Annotated in this window: 17 protein-coding genes; 11 read left to right on the top strand and 6 right to left on the bottom strand. The window is 51.8% G+C overall.

What is annotated here, in order from left to right; genetic code table 11:
- Positions 1–396 precede the first annotated feature (396 nt).
- From IEV19_RS08310 to IEV19_RS08295, 4 genes are all read left to right on the top strand, one after another.
- Positions 397–3195 carry an alpha/beta hydrolase family protein gene (locus IEV19_RS08310; protein ID WP_188370189.1) on the top strand — a complete coding sequence of 933 codons (2799 nt, stop codon included), beginning with the start codon at positions 397–399 and terminating at the stop codon, positions 3193–3195.
- Between the two features lie 227 nt (positions 3196–3422).
- The gene (locus tag IEV19_RS08305) at positions 3423–3947 is read left to right on the top strand and encodes a DinB family protein (RefSeq protein WP_188370188.1); all 525 of its coding nucleotides are present in this window, start codon (positions 3423–3425) and stop codon (positions 3945–3947) included.
- A gap of 314 nt (positions 3948–4261) precedes the next feature.
- Positions 4262–4753: a hypothetical protein gene (locus IEV19_RS08300; protein ID WP_188370187.1), complete on the top strand. Its 492-nt coding sequence runs from the start codon at positions 4262–4264 to the stop codon at positions 4751–4753.
- Positions 4754–4756: 3 nt separating this feature from the next.
- Positions 4757–5161 (top strand): RDD family protein, encoded by a 405-nt coding sequence (locus tag IEV19_RS08295; RefSeq protein ID WP_188370186.1) that lies wholly within the window; start codon positions 4757–4759, stop codon positions 5159–5161.
- Positions 5162–5323: 162 nt separating this feature from the next.
- Here the strand turns inward: IEV19_RS08295 and IEV19_RS08290 are convergent, their stop codons facing one another.
- Both IEV19_RS08290 and IEV19_RS08285 read right to left on the bottom strand, forming a co-directional pair.
- Positions 5324–5725 (bottom strand): response regulator, encoded by a 402-nt coding sequence (locus IEV19_RS08290; protein WP_188370185.1) that lies wholly within the window; start codon positions 5723–5725, stop codon positions 5324–5326.
- Positions 5718–7541: a PAS domain-containing sensor histidine kinase gene (locus tag IEV19_RS08285; RefSeq protein ID WP_188370184.1), complete on the bottom strand. Its 1824-nt coding sequence runs from the start codon at positions 7539–7541 to the stop codon at positions 5718–5720. The genes IEV19_RS08290 and IEV19_RS08285 overlap by 8 nt, the downstream gene beginning before the upstream one ends.
- Positions 7542–7762: 221 nt before the next feature.
- Here IEV19_RS08285 and mce point away from each other — a divergent pair, with 221 nt between their 5' ends.
- From mce to IEV19_RS08270, 3 genes are all read left to right on the top strand, one after another.
- Positions 7763–8164 carry a methylmalonyl-CoA epimerase gene (gene mce / locus IEV19_RS08280; protein ID WP_188370183.1) on the top strand — a complete coding sequence of 134 codons (402 nt, stop codon included), beginning with the start codon at positions 7763–7765 and terminating at the stop codon, positions 8162–8164.
- Positions 8165–8339: 175 nt separating this feature from the next.
- A complete protein-coding gene (gene rbfA, locus IEV19_RS08275; protein ID WP_188370182.1) occupies positions 8340–8729 on the top strand; it encodes a 30S ribosome-binding factor RbfA in 390 nt (129 codons plus the stop codon).
- Positions 8730–8731: 2 nt separating this feature from the next.
- Entirely contained in the window at positions 8732–9931 is a 1200-nt protein-coding gene (locus IEV19_RS08270; protein WP_188370181.1) for an ABC transporter permease, read from the top strand.
- Here the strand turns inward: IEV19_RS08270 and dusB are convergent.
- From dusB to IEV19_RS08255, 3 genes are all read right to left on the bottom strand, one after another.
- On the bottom strand, positions 9928–10920 hold the full coding sequence (dusB, locus tag IEV19_RS08265) for a tRNA dihydrouridine synthase DusB (RefSeq protein WP_188370180.1): 993 nt from the start codon (positions 10918–10920) through the stop codon (positions 9928–9930). The two genes, IEV19_RS08270 and dusB, sit on opposite strands and share 4 nt — an antisense overlap.
- 53 nt (positions 10921–10973) lie before the next feature.
- Positions 10974–13385, bottom strand: a complete 2412-nt coding sequence (locus IEV19_RS08260) for an outer membrane beta-barrel family protein (protein ID WP_188370179.1) — start codon at positions 13383–13385, stop codon at positions 10974–10976.
- Between the two features lie 112 nt (positions 13386–13497).
- Positions 13498–14724, bottom strand: a complete 1227-nt coding sequence (locus IEV19_RS08255; RefSeq protein WP_188370178.1) for a M28 family peptidase — start codon at positions 14722–14724, stop codon at positions 13498–13500.
- A 38-nt stretch (positions 14725–14762) separates the two neighbouring features.
- Here IEV19_RS08255 and IEV19_RS08250 point away from each other — a divergent pair, with 38 nt between their 5' ends.
- Together IEV19_RS08250 and lepA are read left to right on the top strand one after the other, a co-directional pair.
- Complete coding sequence (locus tag IEV19_RS08250) at positions 14763–15869, top strand: TolB family protein (RefSeq protein WP_188370177.1); 1107 nt, start codon at positions 14763–14765, stop codon at positions 15867–15869.
- 53 nt (positions 15870–15922) lie between these two features.
- A complete protein-coding gene (lepA, locus tag IEV19_RS08245; protein ID WP_188370176.1) occupies positions 15923–17719 on the top strand; it encodes a translation elongation factor 4 in 1797 nt (598 codons plus the stop codon).
- Here the strand turns inward: lepA and IEV19_RS08240 are convergent.
- The gene (locus tag IEV19_RS08240) at positions 17709–19577 is read right to left on the bottom strand and encodes a cation:proton antiporter (protein ID WP_188370175.1); all 1869 of its coding nucleotides are present in this window, start codon (positions 19575–19577) and stop codon (positions 17709–17711) included. The two genes, lepA and IEV19_RS08240, sit on opposite strands and share 11 nt — an antisense overlap.
- Before the next feature lie 229 nt (positions 19578–19806).
- On the opposite strand from IEV19_RS08240, the gene IEV19_RS08235 reads away from it, so the two are divergent.
- Both IEV19_RS08235 and IEV19_RS08230 read left to right on the top strand, forming a co-directional pair.
- Positions 19807–20667, top strand: coding sequence for an MBL fold metallo-hydrolase (locus tag IEV19_RS08235; protein WP_188370174.1), 861 nt, complete (start codon positions 19807–19809; stop codon positions 20665–20667).
- Entirely contained in the window at positions 20651–21541 is an 891-nt protein-coding gene (locus IEV19_RS08230) for an SMP-30/gluconolactonase/LRE family protein (protein WP_188370173.1), read from the top strand. Before IEV19_RS08235 ends, IEV19_RS08230 begins: the two co-directional genes overlap by 17 nt.
- Positions 21542–21549 lie beyond the last annotated feature (8 nt).

Genomic DNA, 21549 nt, shown 5'->3' with positions numbered 1-21549 from the left:
TAAAGATTACATTATTAAATTTAATCCAACTCTTGGATCTCTATCTCTGTTTTATCCACCCTTTAAATAACTTTGTATGGCAAATGACCCAACTTTCGTTATTCTCCTCCTAATTTTAACAGTCGCAGTATCAATCGCAGTATTTCTCTTATTAAGAGAGGTTGTTTGCTGGTATTATAAGATTAATGAGCGTACAAAAATTCAAAAACTCACTCTGGAAACTCTTTTAAAGCTTTACGAACAAAACGGAGGTGATGTTAATTGGAAGGAGGTAAATAAAATCATAAAATAAACTTCGATAAATAAGTCAACCTCAAATTGATTTTCTTATTTGTTATCCCCATTTTATTTAAAAGTCAGATCTATTATCTTTAGAACTTTCACAAAAATCACTGTATGAAAGCTCACTTTACTTCCCTGTTTCTAATCATTACCATCACCCTCTCCGCCCAAAAAAAACCCCTCGACATCTCCGACATCGAACTCTGGAACACCATAGAAACCCCCCGTTTAGCCCCCAACGGAGGCTATGTGGCCTATAGCCTTGAGAAGGGAGAGAAAGACCAGACCCTCTACCTACACGACGCCAACGGGAAAGAGCTCTTTACCTACACCCGTGCCTCCCGTGGAGAGTTTACGGACGACAGCAAGGCCCTCGTTTTCCATATCACTGCCTGGAAGGACAGCGTGATGGATATGAAAAGACGCAAGGTGAAGAAAAAAGATATGCCCAAGGACAGCCTGGGGATCTACCACCTACCAACCGGAAAGCTGGAGAAAATCGCCCACGTAAAATCCTATAAAGTACCCGAAGACTGGAGTGGGTATATCGCCTACCAGCTGGAGGAAATTGAAGTCCCTAAGGACACGGTAAAAGACACCACAAAGACCGAATCCAAGAAAAAGAAAAAAGAAAAGAAAGTCTCCAAAAAGAACGGCTACCACCTCGTCCTCCGCGCTCTGGAAAGCGGGGCAGAAGACACTTTAAAATTCGTAACCGATTATGCTTTCGCCAAAAAGGGCAAGACCCTGGCCTGGGCCACCACCGGAGACACGGATTCCTCCAATGCAGCCATCTTTGTGATGGACCTCGTCAACAACACCCGTACCCTCCTGCACGAGGCCAAGAAGGCTGATTACAGCAACCTCAGACTAAGCGAATCCGGGAAACACTTGGGCTTTGTGGCCGACACCGATACCACCAAAGTTCAACTCCGCCCCCGCGAACTCTATCACTGGCAAGCCGGGATGAACAAGGCTGAGAAACTGGCCGGTCCTTCTACCCTCTCCAACGACCTGCGCCCCTCCCCTTACGAGGAGATCCGCTTCTCCAAAGACGAGTCCAAACTATACTTCGGCCTGGCCCTTCCGCCGGTCATCAAAGACACCATGCTCTTAGACGAAGAGGTCTCCAGCGTGGAGGTGTGGACCTATGACGAGCCCCGCCTCTACACGGTCCAGGAAATGGACCTGAAAAACGACACCACCCAGGCCTACCTGGCCGTTGTGCACCTCGATAAAAACAAACGCCTTCTCCAACTGGCTAATGACGCCTTCCCGGAATCCGGCCTTACCGAACACCGGAACGCCCCCTATGCCCTCCTGCGCAATCCGGAACCCTATGCCCTGGAATCCCAGTGGACAGGTCAGCGCGCCCGGGACTATGCGGTGGTAAATGTCAATACGGGAGCCCGCAAACCCATTTTGAAGAAAATAGCAGGCCGCGTAGACCTCAGCCCCAAAGCCACCTTTGTCTACGGTTATGACAACCTGGACAGCCTGTGGTTTACCTATGACATCGAAAAGGACCGCTACCTCCCCCTCACCAAAGGCAAGGTGTTCTACGACGAGACCAACGACAGCCCCACACCTCCCTACCCCTACGGGGCCGCCGGGGTGACGGAAGACGACCAGGCGCTTATCCTGTACGACCGCTACGACCTCTGGAGCTTTAATCCCCGCAGCGGGGCCCAAACCCGTCTCACCACCGGGAGGGAGAACAAGACGGTTTACCGCTACGAACACATGGATCCCGAGGTGGACCATATCAACACCAAAAAACCCGTCCTCCTGCGCACCTTTAACGAGGTAGACAAAAGCAGCGGGTATGCCCTCCTCGACATCCGCACCCGCACCCTGAAACCCCTGGTCAGCGGACCCTACCACTACGCCAACCTCACCAAGGCCGAAAAAGCCGAGATCTTCCGTTTTACACGGGAATCGTTTGAGGAATTCCCGGACGTCCGCCTGGCCAACTCAGATTTCAGTCGGGTGACGCGGATCTCAAATGCCAACCCCCAGCAATCCGAATACAGCTGGGGCAGCATCGAACTCGTTAACTGGACCTCCCTGGACGGGATAGAGCTCACCGGGATGCTCGCAACCCCCGAAAACTTTGATCCCAATAAGAAATACCCTTTGCTGGTAAACTTCTACGAGCGCAGCTCAGATGGCCTGCACCGCCATCGTCGCCCTCGTTTTGAACGCTCCAGCATCAACTACAGTTTTTATACGAGCCGGGGGTATGTGATCTTTAACCCTGACGTGCACTACCGCATCGGCTACCCGGGAGAGAGCGCCTACAACTGCGTCATCCCAGGGGTGACAGCCCTGATTGAAAAAGGGTTTATAGACAAGGACCGCATAGGGGTGCAGGGACACAGCTGGGGCGGGTACCAGATCGCCTACCTGGTGACGCGCACGGACATCTTCCGGGCGGCCGAGTCCGGGGCACCGGTCCCCAATATGATCAGCGCCTATGGGGGCATCCGCTGGTGGACGGGCCTGAGCCGGCAGTTCCAGTACGAACACACCCAGAGCAGAATAGGGGGCACCCCCTGGGAGTATCCACAGCGCTTTATCGAGAACTCCCCCATCTTTACCATAGACAAGATCAACACCCCTTTACTGATCATGCACAACGACGAAGATGGCCACGTGCCCTGGTACCAGGGGATCGAATTCTTTGTGGCCCTGAGACGACTCGGCAAACCGGCCTGGTTCCTGAACTACAACGGGGAACCCCACTGGCCCCTCAAACTGCCCAACCGCAAGGATTTCAACACCCGCATGGCCCAGTTCTTTGATTACTACCTCAAGGACGAGCCCAAACCGGTTTGGATGGAAAAAGGAGTTCCGCCTATGGAGAAGGGGATCAATCAAGGGCTTGAATTAATGCCCTCTGACAGGGATTAGATAAGTGTTTCGCAGTAGTTGAACTGCTGCGATCAGTTTAATCGTTTACCTATGGTTACGCAGTAGTTGTACTGCTGTGTTGATTTTGCCAGCGTGCCGAATTGCCGCAGGAGTGCTACTCCTGCGGAACTAAGAACGTTCAGGAGTGATCTGTAACAAAACGTTGCCACATCTGTCTAACAACTAAATCCTACAAGTAATACACCATTAATAAACACCAAACCACTATGAAAACACTCAAAACATTTTCCATCCTGTCTATGGCCTGCCTTTTATGGATCAGTGCCCCCGCCCAGGAGGCGGCTCCTGCCGAGGCGCCCATGTCTTCAGCAGACCTCGGCTTTAATTTCGCCCGGAGCATGGCCATCAGGGCCGCAGAACAGATGCCTGAGGAATACTACGATTTCCGGCCTACGGAAGAGGTGCGCACTTTTGGGGAAATCTTAGCCCATTTGGCCGACTCCAATTTCCGAATGTGGAGTATTGCCACGGGGGAGGACAATCCCATGCCGGAGGTCCCTGCGACCAAAAAAGAGGTGATCGAAGCCTTGAAAAAGTCCTATGAAGTACTTGCCGATGCCAGGAATACGCTGACCGAAGAGGAAATGAACCGGATGGTCGGTTTTTTCGGGAGCAACCATGCGGCGGGTACGGTCCTTGATTTTTCAGCCTTCCACGGGATAGAACACTATGGCAACCTCATTGTCTATATGCGGATGAAAGGCCTTGTACCGCCTTCTTCGCAACAGTAGAGATCTTACTCTCAGTAAGATCAAATTCCAAGGTTACGCAGTAGTTGTACTGCTGCGTTGATTTTGGCAATGTGCCGACCTGCCGCAGCAGTGAAACTACTGCGGAACAGTACAACTCCTGCGGAACAATACCCACCCCTAACCGCTTCGTCGCCGAAGCTATGAAGCGTAAGCGACCCTCCGATTAGGCTGAATTTCCCATCCTGCAAGGTTCTTTCGCACTCCCCATTTACGTTTGTTAAGAACGAAAGGCAATCCCGCCCCGTGACCGGCCGGGAAAGCTGAATGAAGTCGAACGTAAACAACAAAGAATCATGAGAAAATTCGTATTAAATTCTTTATTTTTATTCATTGCCTTGGGGTTTTGGTCCTGTTCTGAGGAGGAGGTCCGGCCAGAAGGGCCTGAAGTGCTCATCCTGGAAGATCTTAGTGTCCTCTTCGAAAAAAAGGATGATATGACCGCTTCCAAAGGCGATTGTGGTTTTGGGATGGACAATGTGCAGGGATTTCCCGTCAATGGATGCGGCACATTTACCCTGAAACAGACCATTAAATACTTTTTTGGGGAATCGACCATAGAAACGAAGGTCACTGTCTGCTGTTCCTGTGCCGTCTGCTTCCCTATGCGGTTTGGTGACAAGGAAATCCGGACCGATCCTCAAAAGGGCAAGATCCTGGGGATTAAAGTAGTAGGTTCCTCGAGCATCTCCTACAAGAACTATGAGATCAGTATTGCTGAAGGTGACTATGCAGCGGATGAGTTTGGAAATATCAAAAAACTGAAATACAAAGTGATCATACACTAAAGAATGAAGAGTCAACGCTTTCTAGCTTTTTTTATCGATCTGATCATCATCAATGCGGTGATCGGAATCTTTGGACTGTTGGTAAATAACCAGGTCTCCCTGTACAAATTGGTCACCGGGGAGGCCTCTATCGATATAAAGCTGAGCTTTGAGATCTTTTATTACCTGATCTATTTCGTCTTTTTTGACATCTTTAAAGAAGGCATCACTGTCGGCAAGAAGGCCACAGGCCTGTTGATCATTGATCAGAACGGGCAGATCCCGGACCGGAATGAACTCGTCAAACGCACTTTCCTGAAGATGATAGGCGTTATTTTGATGCCTTTCGCTGCCCTGATATACCTCATCGGCACCTGGGCAATACAGGATGCTACCACAGACATGAAAGTTATTCAGGGGAAACCTTGAGAAATTCCAAGCACCTGTTGCGCAGTAGTCGAACTGCTGTGAACACTCAAATCATTGCCTATAGTTACGCAGTAGTTGTACTGCTGCGTTGATTTTTGCAATGTGCCGACCTGCCGCAGGAGTGCAACTCCTGCGGAACGGGGATAAGAAATTCCATTTGTTTCAGGATACCAGGGAAAGAATCTCCTTCAGCCGTTCTTCCTTAATGGGTTTGGAGATAAAGTCGGCAACCTGTTTTTTGTTGAGGGCGCGTTCCTTGTCGACAGGGTTGATGGAGGAACTGAGGACGTAGATCTTGATGTCTTCCTTTCCGGGCATGGGCGCTTTTTTCAAAGCCTCGAGAAAGTCCCACCCGTCCATCACAGGCATGGTAAGGTCCAGAAACAGCACATCAGGGAGGGGTTCCTCCTTGTGCACGAGGTCCATCAGGCCTTCCAGGGCGTCCTGTCCGTTGTTCCAGACATGGGTTTCCAGGTTCAGGCCCAGCTGCTTCAGCATGAGTTTCATGCCAAAGACCACGATGGGGTCATCGTCCACGATAGCCGTTCTCAGGACTTTACTCATCGACTTGCTCGGGTTTTTTTAAAGTGATACTAAAGATACTTCCCTTCCCGGGTTTACTGCTCACCACAATGGTACCGCCCATAGACTCGATCTGGTTTCGGGTGATAAAGAGTCCGATCCCCCGGCTCTCTGCATGCTGGTGGAAGGTCTTGTACATACCAAAAAGCTTTTCGCCGTGTTTTTTCAGGTCGATTCCCAATCCGTTGTCTTCAATATGAAGGACGACGCGTTTGGAACGGGACTCTGTTGTTATATGTATCTGGGCTGATTTATCCGGATCCTTGTATTTTACGGCATTGGTCATCAGGTTCAGCACGGCACTTTCCACATAGGCCATGACCCCCATCACCAGGGAGCCTTTGGGTACGTCGATCTTCAGGGTCACTCCATTGGATGTGAACAAAGCCTCCAGGCTCTGGCCAACCTTATGGACAATATCCCCCAGGTCGAGTATTGTCATTTTCTTCTCCGCCTCCGTCTTGATCTGCACCACCTCATTGAGGTGGGCGATCGTATCATTCAGGCCGTCAGAGGCTTTTTTGAGCATCTGTAAAGCGCTTTGCTTTTCTTCTTCCGATATGCGGTCTTCCAGGAGGAAATCGGTCAGCATGGACAGGTTAGAACCATGCGATCGCATATTGTGGGAGACGATATGGGCGAAATTCAACAGGCTTTCATTCTGGTAGGTGGTGGTGTTGAGGAGGGATTGCATCTCGGCTTCTGCATTTTTCTGGGGAGTAATGTCCCAGTTGGCTCCGATCATTTTTACCGGGTTTCCCTTGGTATCCCGTACCACGGAGCCTTCACTCCGTATCCAGCGGACTTCCTTATCCTGTGTAAGGATCCTGAAGTTCATCTCCAGGCGATTTCCTTTGGCGATGGTCTCTTGAACGTATGCTGAGGTCCATTCCTTGTCTTCCGGATGCACGGTTGCGGCCCAGGCCTCATATACGCCTGCGAATTTATCTTTAGGCAGGCCATAGACCTTGTACATATTGTCATCCCATTCGAGGGTGTTATTTACGATATCAAAATCCCAGATCCCTACATTAGCTGCATTGGCGGCGATCTCATGTCGTTCTTTGATCCTGATCACTTCTAGTTCTGCACGTTTGCGGGTGTCTATGTCCTGGAAGGTACCGGTGATGCGCACGCACTGTCCATTTACCATTTCAGGTTCCCCTATAGCGCGTACCCAGATTTCCCGATCCTTTTGGGTGACCAGGATGAGCTCCGTATCCCAGGGTGTTCCCTTTTCGATCCCCTCATTTACAAGCCTCGTAATGGTGTCCCGGCTGAATCCTTCTTTGTAAAAATTGATTCCGGTCTCCAGGTTGGGGACAAAATCCTTGGGCACCTCGTGGATCTCTTTGGTCATTTCGGACCAGTAGATGGTGTTTTTCTTCAGGTCGACCACCCAGCTACCCACGCGGGCCATTCGCTGTGCACGGAGAAGCAGGTCTTCGGCCAGCATCCTGCGGGTCACTTTTTCCAGGATCATCATGATGACCCCCTTTCCTTCCTGTCCGTTCTGCAGGGGATTGATCTTCCACTGATACCAGTCGGCCTCCCCATCCGGATGGATGAATTTCACAGGCTCGGACTTGCTGCTGATCCCTTCTTTAGCCAGATGTAAGTCGATATAGAGTTCCCGGGGCAACCGGTCCTGCAGGTCGAGGAAAGAAGTGCCCCTGGCAGAGTCGTCCAGGTTGAACGTTCTGGCCAGCATGTGGGAAATGGCGGTAAAGTTGAGGTCTTTATCCAGGATGGCCACTGCAAAGGGCGCGTCGTAGAGAGGGATGGAGGTATTCACCATAGGGTTGAGATTGGTCTTACAAAAAAATAGGTTGGCTTACATCTAAGATAGAAAATTCTTACATAATTGTCATTTTTAGAACAAGTTATATCCCCATTTATTGTAGGTTTCCCGTGGTTTTTTGGCGGATTCTCCCATATTTTTGGGATATAGTCTGGACTAGGTGCCGGATTTTAAATAAAATACCCTTAAAAGGCTATTTTTGAAAGAGAATTCACAGCATGAAAAAAATAGAACACCTCGGTATAGCCGTCAAAAATCTTGAGGAGAGCAATGCCCTCTTTGCCAAACTTTTCGGCACCCCTCATTACAAGACGGAAGAAGTGGCCTCGGAAGGGGTAAAGACCTCCTTTTTTAAGGCCGGCCCCAACAAGATCGAACTCCTGGAAGCCACCAACCCGGACAGTCCCATCGCCAAGTTCATCGAAAAGAAAGGGGAGGGCATCCACCATATCGCCTTTGATGTGGAGGATATCAAAGCCGAGATCGCCCGACTCAAAGCCGAGGGTTTTACTGTCCTCAACGAAGAGCCCAAAATGGGAGCCGACAACAAATGGGTGGCCTTTTTACATCCCAAAACGACGAATGGAGTGCTGATAGAACTCTGTCAGGAGAGAGATTAATTACAGATTTTCAGTTCCGCAGGAGTTGTACTCCTGCGGTAAGTTGGCACTATGCTAAAATCAACGCAGCAGTACAACTACTGCGTAACGCATTTGCAGCAAAGCTGTTCAACTGCGGAACGACTACAGCGGAACTCATCTCCATTCATTAAACTATTCTCCTTACTTTTGCTTCATGGAAACGCAAAGGCAAAAAAAGATAGGCGGTCTGTTACAGCAAGACCTGGCAGACATCCTGCAAAGGGCGGCGAGCCAGGGAGCGCCCGGCACTCTGATCTCTATCTCCAAGGTCAGCGTGACCACCGACCTGTCTATCGCCAAGGTGTATGTGAGCATCTTCCCTACGGAGAAATCCGGGAAGATCATGGAGGAGATCAAGGAGAGCAACGCGACGATCCGGCACGAACTGGCTCAGCGCACCCGCCACCAGCTTAGGCGTATGCCCGAACTCCATTTCTACCTCGACGATTCCCTGGAATACATAGACGGTATTGAACGCTCACTGAAAAAAGGGGACAACCCCATAGAAAACCCGGACCTCCTGCCCCGCAGAAAGAAATCCTGACCATGAATTTTCCCTGGTACATCGCCAAGCGCTATGTGCGCGCCAAGAGCAGCCAGAACGCGGTCAACGTCATCAACTTTATCACTTTTTTGGTCATCGTCATCGGCTCGGCGGCCCTGTTTATCGTCCTTTCGGGCTTTGCAGGACTCAAGACCTTTTCCCTCTCCTTTAGCGAGACTTTCGACCCCGCCCTCAAGGCAGAACCCCTGACCGGAAAATACTTCAGCCTTTCTTCAGACCAAAAAGCAGCGCTCAATAAGATCCCGGGAATTGCCTCCTTTTCTGCAGAGCTGGAAGAACGGGTCTACCTCACCCACCAGCAAAAGAGCCATGTGGCCTGGATCAAAGGGGTGGATTCTGCCTATGCCCGGGCCACACGAATCGACTCCGCCCTCTATTGGGGTCAGTGGGCCATCGAGAACCAGCAGGGAGTGGTCGGACTCGGCATCGCCAACATGCTGGGGCTGGTCATAGACGACTATCGTAACCCCCTCATCGTGCTGGCGCCCAAACCGGGGAAAGGGAGCCCTTCCCTCCAGGCAAAACCCTACAATCAGCTGGCGCTGGTAACTGCCGGGGTCTACGCCGTGGAAGAGAACCTGGACAAGAAATACGTCTTTACCGCCCTGCCCCTGGTACAGGCCTTACTTGAACGCAGCCCGGATGAGATCTCGGGGATCGACTTTGAATTGGAACCGGAAGCAGATGTGGACGAGATCAGGAACAAGATCAGTGCGGTGCTGGGTCCGCAAGTGGGCCTGAAAGACCGGCAGGAGCAGAACAGTACACTCTACCGCATGCTGAACACGGAAAACCTGGCCACCTACCTCATCTTTACCCTGGTGCTCATCATCGCCCTTTTTAACGTAGTGGGGGCCATCATCATGATGATCCTGGACAAGCAACAGAATTCCCGTACCCTCTACAGCCTGGGGACCACCGTCAAACAAATCCGGCATATCTATTTCCTGCAGGGGGTGATCGTGACGGGGTTAGGGGGAATCCTGGGGATCTTTATCGCCTCCCTCCTGATCTGGTCACAGCTCCTCTTCGGCTGGCTGAAGATCACGCCTTCCCTGGCTTATCCGGTAGAATACAGATGGATGGATGTGCTGATCGTCCTGGGAACCATCCTCGTCCTGGGAGTGATCGCTGCGCGGATCGCGAGCAGCAGGGTCAATAAAAAGTTGCTGGCCGCCTAGGCGAACTGGTGGTGCCCGAAAGTCTCCAGGGCCTCGTCAAAGGCAGCAAAGACATCGGCTGCATCATCGCTTGTCACCATCTTCATACGCAGTTCCTTAAAGTTGGGGATCCCTTTAAAATAATTGGTGTAGTGACGGCGGGTCTCAAAAACGCCCAGTTTCTCCCCTTTCCAGTCGATCGCCATCTGCAGGTGCCTTCTGGCCGCATCTACCCGCTCTTCCATGGTAGGAGGCGCGAGGTGGGTACCCGTCTTAAAATAGTGTTTTACCTCCTTGAAAAACCAGGGATAGCCGATGCTGGCCCGCCCGATCATGGCCCCGTCCAGGCCAAATTCGTCCCTCATCCGCATGGCAGATTCCGGACTGTCTACGTCCCCGTTCCCAAAGACCGGGATATGCATACGGGGATTGTTCTTTACCTCGGCGATGGGATGCCAGTTGGCCTCTCCCTTGTACATCTGCACGCGCGTACGTCCGTGGATGGAAATGGCCTGGCAGCCCACATCCTGCAGTCGTTCTGCCACCTCCACAATGCGGATAGAGGATTCGTCCCACCCCAACCTCGTTTTTACGGTAACTGGCAATTTAGTGTGCTTCACCATGGCCTCGGTCAGGGAGACCATCTTGTCTATATCCTTTAAGATACCGGCCCCGGCACCTTTGCAGACCACCTTCTTTACCGGGCAGCCAAAGTTGATGTCGATGATGTCGGGGTTGGATTGCTCCACGATCTCCACGGATTGGAGCATGGAATCCAGGTTAGCCCCAAAGATCTGGATGCCCACCGGGCGTTCCTTTTCATATATGTCGAGCTTCATCACGCTCTTGGCCGCATCCCGGATCAGCCCCTCAGAGGAGATGAATTCCGTATACACCACATCGGCTCCCTGCTCCTTGCACAGGGCGCGAAAAGGCGGGTCGCTCACGTCCTCCATGGGCGCGAGCAGCAGCGGAAAATCCGGCAGTTGTATGTCTCCTATCTTAGGCATGTAATTGCGATCTGAGGGGCAAAATTAAAAAGAAAGGGCGAATTAACAGGAATTTACTCGTTATCAAGGCGTTGAAGTTCCGTTTTCTGGATGTCCCCATCAGAACTGGTCAGCCTGAAATTCCCGAAATTATAGGTAAAACTCAGGCGTACGAACTGAGTCTCCGGGCGGGAAAAATGGGTGTTGTCCTGGTTAGAGTAACGGGAAACAAAAGTTCCGTTGGCCCTTCGCAATAGATCTTCTGCCGTAAGGGAAACCACGGCACGGTTGTTCCAGAGCGTTTTGCGGATCCCGGCATTGAGGGTAATCATCTCCGAGACCTGGAAAGAACCGTACAGGAAGCCAGTCAGGTAAGTGAGAGAAGCATCGGCCTTCCAGCTCCCGTCCTTGGAAAGGGTGAAGATATTGCTCAGGTTGCCATAATACCCGGATACTTCATTGGTGTACTGAATAATGGGGCTTTCCACGGCCAGAAAGGTCTCATCCTCGTAAAAGATGGAATTGTAGAAATACAGGTACCATCTGGGGGTAAGGGAGGTGGCCAGGGTAAGGTCGAGCCCGTAAGACGTGCTTTCCAGTACATTTTGCTTGATCTCCCTCAGGGTCTGGTTGCGGTTGTCCTGAAAGGTAAGCCTGCTGATATAGGCCCCGTTGTCCCTGTAGTAGAAGTCGATGAAATAGGTGTTTTTGATCGTAAAGTTGAGGTTGAAATTATGGCTGAAGGCAGGCACCAGGTTGGGATTCCCCTCATCAAAATCGTTCTCGTTCAGGAAGTAGCGGAAAGGGTTGAGGTCTGAGTACTTGGGCCGGGTGATCCTGCGGCTGTAGTCGAGGGTCAGGCTGTTCTCCTCCCCCACCTGCCGGCTTATAAAGAGGGATGGGAAGAGCTCAAAATAATTCTGGTTGTTGATCTGGTTCAGGGCTACCGAACGGGCTTCCACATCCGTCTGTTCACCTCTCAATCCCATTTTCAGGGACCACTTTCCCCAGTTCTGGTACACGCTGGCATAGATGGCTCCCACATCCTCATTGTATGTGAACTCGTCTGAGAGGGCAATGTTAAAAGGGGGGTCGGAATTGTTGACATCAAAATAGTCGATCGCGCTTTCAGAGCGGATGGACGAACCCCGGATCCCGGCCTCGAAATTCCCATTTTTAATGGGGGTGTAGTAGTCGATCTGACCCGTGTAAATATCGATCTGCTGGCGTGCATCTGTCGAGAAACCGAAGGTACGCAGGAAATTCCCTCCCGCATCAAAATAATCACTGGCACCTGTCTGCTGGCGGGAGAAATCGTAATAGGTGTAGTGGGCATTCCCGCGAATAAACGCCCCTTCTTTTTTTAATCGGCGCTCGTAACTCAGGTCTGTGGAAAGGTTGAGCAGGTCGTCATCCAGCTCGCTTTCGTTCAGCAGGGTGGAATCGAGTTGCCCGGCCCCGTCCCGCATCTCAGTAAATACCTCGTTGCGGATTTGTTTGTTAGGGGAATAACTCGCGTTGGCCGTGAGGTTGAACAGGTCCTTTTCCGAAGGGGTAAAATCAAGGATGGCAGTAGCCTGCTGTGCCCAGGAGCGGGTGGTGATGTCATTGTTCGTCTGCCAGTCGGCAAAGGTGGTATTAGACGGGTCTTTGTATCGTATCCCGATATCAGAGCGGATAAATTCCTTTCTCGGGTTGATGGTGTAATTCGCGAAAAAACTCAGTTTCTCCCCTTTAAAATAGTGCCCCGTCCCGAAGCTGTATTTGGGGAAGATGGATTGTTCTGCCTGCGCCCTCACGCTGCCCTTGTACCCTGGAGCAACTGCTGTAGAAGTCCTGATATTTAAAACCGGCCCGTCTTCTGCCTCGTAACTTGCAGGGGGGTTGGGGATCACCTCCACGGCGGCGATAGTATTGCCCGAGAGGCCCCGGAGAAAGTCCTTGATCTCATCCTGGGAGAGCTGCACCTTGCGGTTGTTGAGATAGACCGTGGCCTGTTGCCCGCGTATCTCAAGGTTCTCCCCTGAAACGATGACTCCGGGGGATCTGCGCAACACGTCAAAGGCATTGCCTTCTCCAGCCACTGTGTTTTCCACGTTGAATACAATGCGGTCGGCCTTGCGTTCTATTACCGGTTGGTCCCCCAGTAGGAGGACCTCATCCAACCATTCCACATCGGGTTCCAGGACGATGGCCCCGATCTCTATATCCCTTCGGACGTCCAGCCCTACCAGGACGGACCGGTACCCGAAATAAGCGGCCTGGAGGTAGTAGGTGTCCGGGGCGATCCCTTTCAGCGAAAAACGGCCGGTATCATCTGCGGAGATTCCTTTTACCTGGGTGCTGTCTGTGACTTGCAGGAGGATGACATTGGCAAAGGGGAGCGGCTTGCCCTCTGCGTCCTTTACGGTACCCGATACGGAGTAGGTCTGCCCAAAAAAGACCAAGGGTAGCAGACCCAAAATGATTAAGATGGGGTATCTCACAGTGTCGTAGGTTGACTGTAAATCTATGAAATAAATCCCGATGGCTCACAAAAAAGGACAGCCCTGCCGCTGTCCTTTCTTCAATTCTCCTGTAAGAAATGCTTGTCAGTCCCTAAAAGCTTACCCTTACGTCCATGGTTTTTCCTTCCCGTAGGATGGTAATGGTGGTGGCGTCTCCCTCTTCAAAGACAGACAGGGCCCTCATATAGCTCATCATATCGGTCACCGTGCTGTCTCCCATCTTTACTACGATATCGCCCTTCTGCAGGCCTGCTTTCTGAGCGGGTTTGTCCTCACTCACCCCATCGATCCGCATGCCTTCCCCCCCGAAGAGGTAGTCCGGGATTACGCCTAGCCCTACTTTGAACCGCGGTACTTCTTCGCTTTCGTTCTTTGTTTTTCTAAAGGCCAGTTTGGGGTTGTCATCCAGTTCGCCTATGACAGCCATTATATAGTTTGTGATCTCTTCCATACCCTCGTAGTTGAGCCGGTCTGCATCATCCGTGGGCTTGTGGTAATCCTCGTGCTGCCCGGTAAAGAAATGCAGGACGGGGATATCCTGGAGGTAGAAGGAGGTATGGTCAGACGGACCAACGCCCGACTCTTTCAGGACCAGTTCAAAGCCCGGGTTGTTGGCGTTCAGAACCTGTGGCCAGATGGGTGCCGTGCCGGTTCCGCTCACGGAGAGCACCTTGGAGTCCCTGAGTCGGCCCACCATGTCCATATTGATCATGTAGGTAACCTTATCGAGGTCGATAGTCGGATTTTTGGAAAAATAGTTGGACCCAAGCAAGCCGATCTCCTCCCCGGAAAAGGCCATGATAAGGTAATTGTTCCCTTTCAGCTCCCCTTCTTTGAGTCGACTTGCCAGTTGCAATAAAACAGCTACCCCGCTGGCGTTGTCATCCGCCCCGTTGTGGATCTCAGCATCACCCCGGTGAAGGGATCCCTGACCTCCCATCCCCAGGTGGTCGTAATGGGCGCCTAGGACCACGGTCTTCTCTGCATTGTTGTCGATAAAGCCGATGACGTTGGTCCCGGTGATCGTACTGTCCGAAGCTTCTACGTATTCTATCTCCTTATGGGGATCATTTTTCGGTTTGAAGGTAAAGGTCTGGAAGAAGGTGTCTGCGTTTCCGGCCGGACTCAGCCCGATGCCCTCATAGCGTTTTACGAGGTAGTCTGCTGCCATTAGTTCATTGGCTGTTCCGGTTTCCCGTCCCTTGAGGGAATCACTGGCCAGGAAAGCGACGTCGTCCTGGAGGGTAAAGACCTTGGGTGGCTCCTGTTTGCATGAGATAAATGCAACAAGAAATATGAGCCAAAAACTGTATTTCATCATTTTTGAAGTTATTTTTGAGCGAAATTAGGCAAAGCATGAGAAAAATACTCCTTTTTATCGCGATATCAGCCGTGTTCAGCTGCAAATCGGACCCAAAGAAAACAGAAACTGCAACAGAAACAGAGACCTCCCTGATGGCGGGCTCAGATACCCTGATCTATCCGGAGGAAAAATATTTTAAATCGTTGCGGCAAGTCACCTTCGGCGGCAACAACGCCGAAGCCTACTGGAGTTTTGACGACAGCATGCTCATCTTCCAGTCGGATTACCAAAAATGGGGAGTGGAATGCGACCAGATCTTTCTCGCGAATGCGGATGAGGAGTACGGGGATGTCACCCCTCCCATGGTCAGCACGGGGATGGGGCGTACCACCTGCTCTTACTTCCTGCCGGACAACAAGCATATCGTTTACGGTTCTACCCACCAGGGTGGAGAAGCCTGCCCGGAAGTGCCCCTGCGTTCCAACGGGAATTACGTGTGGCCGGTCTATGACACCTTTGATATTTTCGTGGCCGACCTGGAAGGGAACATCACGGCCCAACTAACGGATACACCCGGGTACGATGCAGAGGCCACCGTTTCGCCCAAGGGAGACAAGATCGTCTTTACCTCCATGCGAAGCGGGGACCTGGAACTCTACACCATGAATCTCGACGGCAGTGACGTAAAACAGATCACGGATGAGCTGGGATATGACGGAGGCGCCTTCTTCTCCCCGGATGGGAGCAAGATCGTCTTCAGGGCGAGCCGGCCCAAGACCGAAGCCGAGATCGCCGAATACAAGGACCTCCTCTCCAGGGGCCTGGTAGAGCCCACCAATATGGAGCTGTTTATCTGCGATGCCGACGGCAGCAACCTGAAACAGATCACCTTTTTGGGCAATGCCAATTGGTGCCCCTACTTCCATCCTTCAGGAAAAAAGATCCTGTTCTCCAGCAATTTCGAGGCCGAAAGGGGCTTTCCCTTTAACCTGTATTTTATCGACATAGACGGAAAGAACCTGGAACGCGTGACCCACGGAAAGACCTTTGACGCCTTTCCCGTGTTTTCCAATGACGGGAAATACCTGGCCTTCTCCAGTAACCGCAACAACGGCGGTACGCGAGACACCAATTTGTTTATAGCCGAATGGCAGGAATAAGCGATTTTCGCCCTATCTTTGCGGCTCTTTAAAATTGCTTGAGAAAAAAGGAAATGAAAAACATCCGGAACTTCTGTATCATCGCCCACATCGACCACGGGAAAAGTACCCTGGCCGACAGGCTGCTCGATTTTACGGGATCCGTCACCGAAAGGGAAAAGAAGGAACAGCTGCTTGACAGTATGGACCTGGAGCGGGAGCGCGGGATCACCATCAAGAGCCACGCCATACAGATGGAGTACATCTATGAGGGGGAAAAATACATCCTGAACCTCATCGACACCCCCGGGCACGTCGACTTCTCCTATGAAGTATCGCGGTCCATCGCCGCCTGCGAAGGAGCATTACTGGTGGTGGATGCTGCACAAAGCATACAGGCCCAGACCATTTCCAACCTCTACCTCGCTTTGGAGAACGACCTGGAGATCATCCCGGTCCTGAACAAGGTAGACCTGCCCAGCGCCAACCCTGAAGAAGTAACCGATGACATCGTGGATCTCCTCGGCTGCAAACCCGAAGAGGTGATCCCCGCCAGTGCCAAGACCGGCATCGGGATAGAGGAGATCCTGAAGGCCATAATAGAGCGCGTACCAGCCCCAAACGGGAATGTGGACGAGCCCCTGCAGGCCCTGGTCTTCGATTCTGTCTACAATCCCTTCCGGGGAGTGGAGACCTATTTCCGGGTGATCAACGGGCAGATCAGCAAGGGACAAAAGATAAAATTCGTGGCCACCGGCAAACACTACTACGCCGATGAGGTGGGCACCCTGAAACTAACCCAGGTCCCTAAACCCGCCATCAAGGCCGGGGATGTGGGCTACCTCATCACCGGGATCAAGGATGCGCGGGAAGTGAAGGTAGGGGACACCATCACGGATGCTGACAACCCCACCAAAAACCCAATTGAAGGCTTTGAAGACGTCAAACCCATGGTTTTTGCCGGGATCTACCCGGTAGACACAGAAGACTTTGAGGAGCTTCGTTCTTCCATGGAAAAACTTCAGCTCAATGACGCTTCCCTGGTGTTTGCGCCCGAGAGCAGTGCAGCCCTGGGCTTTGGATTCCGCTGTGGTTTCCTGGGGATGCTGCACATGGAGATCATACAGGAACGGCTGGAGCGGGAATTCGATATGACGGTGATCACCACCGTGCCCAACGTAAGCTACCAGGCGTTCACCAAGAAAAACCCCGATACGCCCATCACGGTAAACAACCCCTCAGACCTGCCGGACCCTTCAACCCTCGACCGGGTAGAGGAGCCTTACATCAAGGCTACGGTCATCACCAAAGCAGATTACGTCGGGAACGTGATGTCTCTCTGTATCGAAAAACGCGGACAGATCACCAACCAGACCTACCTGACCACGGAACGGGTGGAGCTGAATTTCGACATGCCCCTGGCCGAGATCGTCTTTGATTTCTACGACCGGTTGAAAACCGTTTCCAGGGGGTACGCCTCCTTTGACTACGCCCCCATCGGGATGCGGGTTTCCAAGCTGGTGCGCGTAGACATTCTGCTGAACTCACAGATGGTGGATGCCCTTTCTGCCCTGATCCACGCAGACAATGCGGCCAACATCGGGAAGAAGATGTGCGAAAAGCTGAAGGAACTTATCCCCAGGCAACAATTCGACATTCCCATCCAGGCAGCCATTGGCGCCAAGATCATCTCCCGGGAGACCATCAAAGCCCTGAGGAAGGATGTGACGGCCAAGTGCTACGGGGGTGATATCTCCCGTAAGAGAAAGCTGCTTGAAAAACAAAAGAAAGGTAAAAAGCGTATGCGGCAGGTGGGCAATGTGGAGATCCCTCAGCAGGCCTTTATGGCCGTGCTGAAGCTCAACGACTAGCCTTAACCTTGGTCTTGGAGGTGGCCTTTACCTCCGGTGTCTCAAATTGCTTGCCCAGGTAGACCAGTTTATATCCTTTGCTGATACTCTGAAAGCCCTTGCTAAAGGAAGGGATGATCTCCAGGTTTCCATCCGGCATTTTCAAAAAGAGAGGGATGATGTAATCATCGGCCTTGGTGATCTCAATGAGTCCGTCGTAATGCTCCTTGTCATTGAGGGCTATCTCATGGATAGCCGGGTACTTTCGCACCGCTTCGCTCAGTTTGATAAAGTCATCCGTATGCGAGAACAGCCCTTCTTTGGGATTGTTCTCAGGATCAGCCATCTCATCCGTATCCACCAATCGGAATGACCCGTTCTCCCCGAACTGGTCCTTGAATTTGTCGATGGCGTATTTGTTGATGTCCGAGTTGCCGGTCAGGGCCATAAGGTAACCCACATCATTGAGTTCTATGTTGTCGGTAAGCGTGTCTGAATAGATGTTGGCCGCAAACGCTTCCAGTCCCATCTTTTTGCATTTGGCGATATTGGTCTCGTTGTTGTCGATCACCACCACATGGCGTTTGTTTTCCATGAGATAGTTGGCAATGATCCTGGAGATTCGGCTGGCCCCTATGATGAGGATTCCCTCGGAGCGATCGAGGAAGACCCCTATCCATTTAGCTATCAGTCGGGCCGTAGTGGCATTGAGCAATACGGTACCCAGTACGATCATAAAGACCAATGGGGTGATGTACTCGGCTCCCGGTTCACCTTTTGCCATCAGTTTAGAACCAAAAAGGGAGGCGATACCGGCCGCCACGATCCCCCTTGGACCCACCCAGCCGATAAAGGCTTTTTCATTGAGCTTTAATCCGGAACCCTGTGTACTCAGGAAGACGCCCAGGGGCCTGATCAAAAAGACGATGACCAGGAAGAGGATAATGGTATTCCAGTTATAGATCAACTCCATATCGCTGACATTGATGTTGGCAGCCAGCAGGATAAAGAGAATGGAGATCAGCAGTACGCTCAGGGATTCCTTGAAATACAGGAGTTCCTTTATATTGGGCAGGTTCATGTTCCCCATGACCATCCCCATGACCACCACAGCCAGCAGGCCGGATTCGTGGGCGAAGATGTCAGACTCCACAAAGACCAGCAAGACCACGGAAAGGGAGACCACGTTGAGCAGGTAGTGGGGGATGTAATTTCGTTTGATGGCAAAGGCCAGGGCATGCGCGAAGGTGAACCCGAAGGTGCAGCCAAAGAGCAGGATCTTCCCGAATTCGATCAGGGCCGTCTTCGTATAGGCCTGTCCCTCCCCTACGCTGATGAACTCGAAGACCAATACCGCTACGAGGGCACCGATAGGATCTATCAGGATACCTTCCCATTTCAGGATGGCTGAAACGTCTTTTTTCAGGGGGATGTTCCTCAGGATGGGGGTGATCACGGTAGGTCCGGTGACGATCACCAGGGCCGAGAACAGGAAGGACATCTGCCAGCTTAGGTCGAAGATAAAATGGGCTGCGATCCCGGCCCCGAAAAAGGTGACCAGGGTACCCACGGTGATGAGCTTTGTGATGACCGGGCCCACGTTGTAGATCTCGGACCGTTTCAGGGTGAGTCCGCCTTCAAAAAGGATGATGCTGATCGCCAGGGAAACAAAATAATACAGCCCTTCCCCGGGGAAGAGACCCTGCTTTCCATTCCAGATGGGTTCGATCAGTTTGGAACCGTCCTCGGTATACAGGGTAGCGATAGGCCCAACCAGCAGTCCGATCAGGATAAGCGGGAGGATAGCCGGTAGCTTGAATCGCCAGGCCACCCATTGCGCCACAATTCCCAAAATGATTATCCCTGCCAGTTCGAGCATCCACGTTGATTTATCCCGGGCCGCCTGTTTTGCCCGGATGCATATTTAACAAATAAAAACAATATTCTGTAAACACACACCCGAAGCCGGACGAATTCCTCAGGAAATAACCTTAATTCCGGGAGTGTACTTCCTGGGCCAGGGAATGCTCAAGGATTTGTTAAATTACGGAAGGAAAAGCAGTTAAAGGCCTTTCATTTCTTATTTTGCGCCCTGTTTGCCCGATCCCATGAAGCTGTACCCCATAGAAGCAGGAAATTTTAAATTAGACGGTGGCGCCATGTTTGGTGTGGTGCCTAAATCGCTATGGAATAAGACCAATCCTGCCGATGCCAACAATATGATCGACATAGCTGCGCGCTGCCTGCTCGTAGAGGACGGTAACAGGCTGATCCTCATCGACACGGGGATGGGCGATAAACAGTCCGAGAAATTCTTCAGCTACTACTACCTCTGGGGAGACCACAGCCTGGACGATTCCCTGAAAAAGGCCGGATTTCACCGGGATGACATCACCGATGTCTTTATGACCCACCTGCACTTCGACCATTGCGGGGGAAGCGTGCAGTGGAATGCAGACAGGACGGGTTATGAACCCGCTTTTAAAAACGCGGTGTTCTGGACCAACAAGCCCCACTGGGAGTGGGCCGTGCATCCCAATGCCAGGGAAAAGGCCTCCTTCCTGAAAGAGAACCTGCTGCCGATGGAGGAAAGCGGTCAACTCAAATTCGTTTCAGTACCCGAAGGGCCCTTTGGGTATGCGCCTGAACTCGGGTTTGATATCCTCTATGTGAACGGGCACACCGATAAACAGATGATCCCCCATATAAAATACAAGGGGAAGACCCTGGTCTTTATGGCCGACCTCCTCCCTACCGTGGGACATATCCCTTTGCCTTATGTGATGGGATACGATACCCGGCCCTTGCTGACCCTCCCTGAGAAGGAGGCCTTTCTCAACAAAGCGGCTGATGAGGATTTCTACCTCTTCCTGGAACACGACGCCCACCAGGAACTCTGCACCTTGCAGCACACGGAAAAAGGAGTGCGATTGAAAAACACCTATACCTTCGATGAAATTTTCTCTTAACCCGGTACTGTACCTCCTGCTGATCCCGGTACTCTGCAACCCGTTATGGGCCTTCCAGAGCGAGGACCTGACGCCGGAATTCGGTTTTACGGCGGGGATCGAAGGTCCGGCCGTGGACAAGGAAGGCGTGCTCTATGCTGTGAATTATCAGGAAGAAGGGACTGTAGGCCGGGTGGATGAGGATGGTAATGCAGAGGTCTTTTTAAAACTGCCCGAAGGCAGCATAGGCAATGGCATACGCTTTGATAGAGATGGGAATATGTACATAGCCGATTATGCCGGGCATAAGGTCTATCGCGTCAGCCCCGGATCGAATACCCCGGAAGTATACGCAGAAGGCCCTGAGATGAACCAGCCCAATGATCTGGCGATCTCAGATACTGGAGTGATCTACCTGAGCGACCCGAACTGGGCAGAGGGTACGGGCAATCTCTGGATGGTGCCCCGGGCCGGTGAGCTCGTCCTGCTGGAATCCGATATGGGTACAACTAATGGCATAGAGGTGAGCCCGGATGGCAAATCCCTCTACGTGAACGAATCAGAACAACGGAAGGTATGGAAGTACGATATCCAGCACGATGGCCGTGTGAATAACAAAAAACTGCTTATTTCGTTTGAAGATCACGGATTGGACGGGATGCGTTGCGATGCGAAGGGCAACCTGCTGATCACGCGTTACGGAAAAGGTACCGTGGTCCTGGTCTCTCCCAAGGGGAAGGTTAAGAGGGAGATCCGGCTAAAAGGAAAAAAGCCTTCCAATCTTGCCTTCGGAGGCAGGGACGGGAAGACAGTTTATGTTACCCTGGCCGACAGGGGGTGTGTGGAGAAGATCCGCCTGCCCCATAAAGGAAGTTATTACAGTAAAATTCATTAATAGATAGA

The organism is Muriicola marianensis, from assembly GCF_014638095.1.
Taxonomy (GTDB): Bacteria; Bacteroidota; Bacteroidia; order Flavobacteriales; family Flavobacteriaceae; genus Muriicola; species Muriicola marianensis.
The sequence above is the reverse complement of the archived record's forward strand: the minus strand, read 5'-3'. Positions and strand labels throughout refer to the sequence as shown.

Excerpts from the sequence above, each read along its gene's own strand:
- IEV19_RS08295 (WP_188370186.1), top strand. The coding sequence starts at position 4,757 with ATGAAGAGTCAACGCTTTCTAGCTTTTTTTATCGATCTGATCATCATC.
- IEV19_RS08230 (WP_188370173.1), top strand. The coding sequence starts at position 20,651 with ATGAAATTTTCTCTTAACCCGGTACTGTACCTCCTGCTGATCCCGGTA.
- IEV19_RS08250 (WP_188370177.1), top strand. The coding sequence starts at position 14,763 with ATGAGAAAAATACTCCTTTTTATCGCGATATCAGCCGTGTTCAGCTGC.
- IEV19_RS08235 (WP_188370174.1), top strand. The coding sequence starts at position 19,807 with ATGAAGCTGTACCCCATAGAAGCAGGAAATTTTAAATTAGACGGTGGC.
- IEV19_RS08310 (WP_188370189.1), top strand. The coding sequence starts at position 397 with ATGAAAGCTCACTTTACTTCCCTGTTTCTAATCATTACCATCACCCTC.
- IEV19_RS08270 (WP_188370181.1), top strand. The coding sequence starts at position 8,732 with ATGAATTTTCCCTGGTACATCGCCAAGCGCTATGTGCGCGCCAAGAGC.
- IEV19_RS08240 (WP_188370175.1), bottom strand. The coding sequence starts at position 19,577 with ATGCTCGAACTGGCAGGGATAATCATTTTGGGAATTGTGGCGCAATGG.
- rbfA (WP_188370182.1), top strand. The coding sequence starts at position 8,340 with ATGGAAACGCAAAGGCAAAAAAAGATAGGCGGTCTGTTACAGCAAGAC.
- dusB (WP_188370180.1), bottom strand. The coding sequence starts at position 10,920 with ATGCCTAAGATAGGAGACATACAACTGCCGGATTTTCCGCTGCTGCTC.
- IEV19_RS08290 (WP_188370185.1), bottom strand. The coding sequence starts at position 5,725 with ATGAGTAAAGTCCTGAGAACGGCTATCGTGGACGATGACCCCATCGTG.
- IEV19_RS08255 (WP_188370178.1), bottom strand. The coding sequence starts at position 14,724 with ATGAAATACAGTTTTTGGCTCATATTTCTTGTTGCATTTATCTCATGC.
- IEV19_RS08300 (WP_188370187.1), top strand. The coding sequence starts at position 4,262 with ATGAGAAAATTCGTATTAAATTCTTTATTTTTATTCATTGCCTTGGGG.
- lepA (WP_188370176.1), top strand. The coding sequence starts at position 15,923 with ATGAAAAACATCCGGAACTTCTGTATCATCGCCCACATCGACCACGGG.
- mce (WP_188370183.1), top strand. The coding sequence starts at position 7,763 with ATGAAAAAAATAGAACACCTCGGTATAGCCGTCAAAAATCTTGAGGAG.
- IEV19_RS08305 (WP_188370188.1), top strand. The coding sequence starts at position 3,423 with ATGAAAACACTCAAAACATTTTCCATCCTGTCTATGGCCTGCCTTTTA.
- IEV19_RS08285 (WP_188370184.1), bottom strand. The coding sequence starts at position 7,541 with ATGGTGAATACCTCCATCCCTCTCTACGACGCGCCCTTTGCAGTGGCC.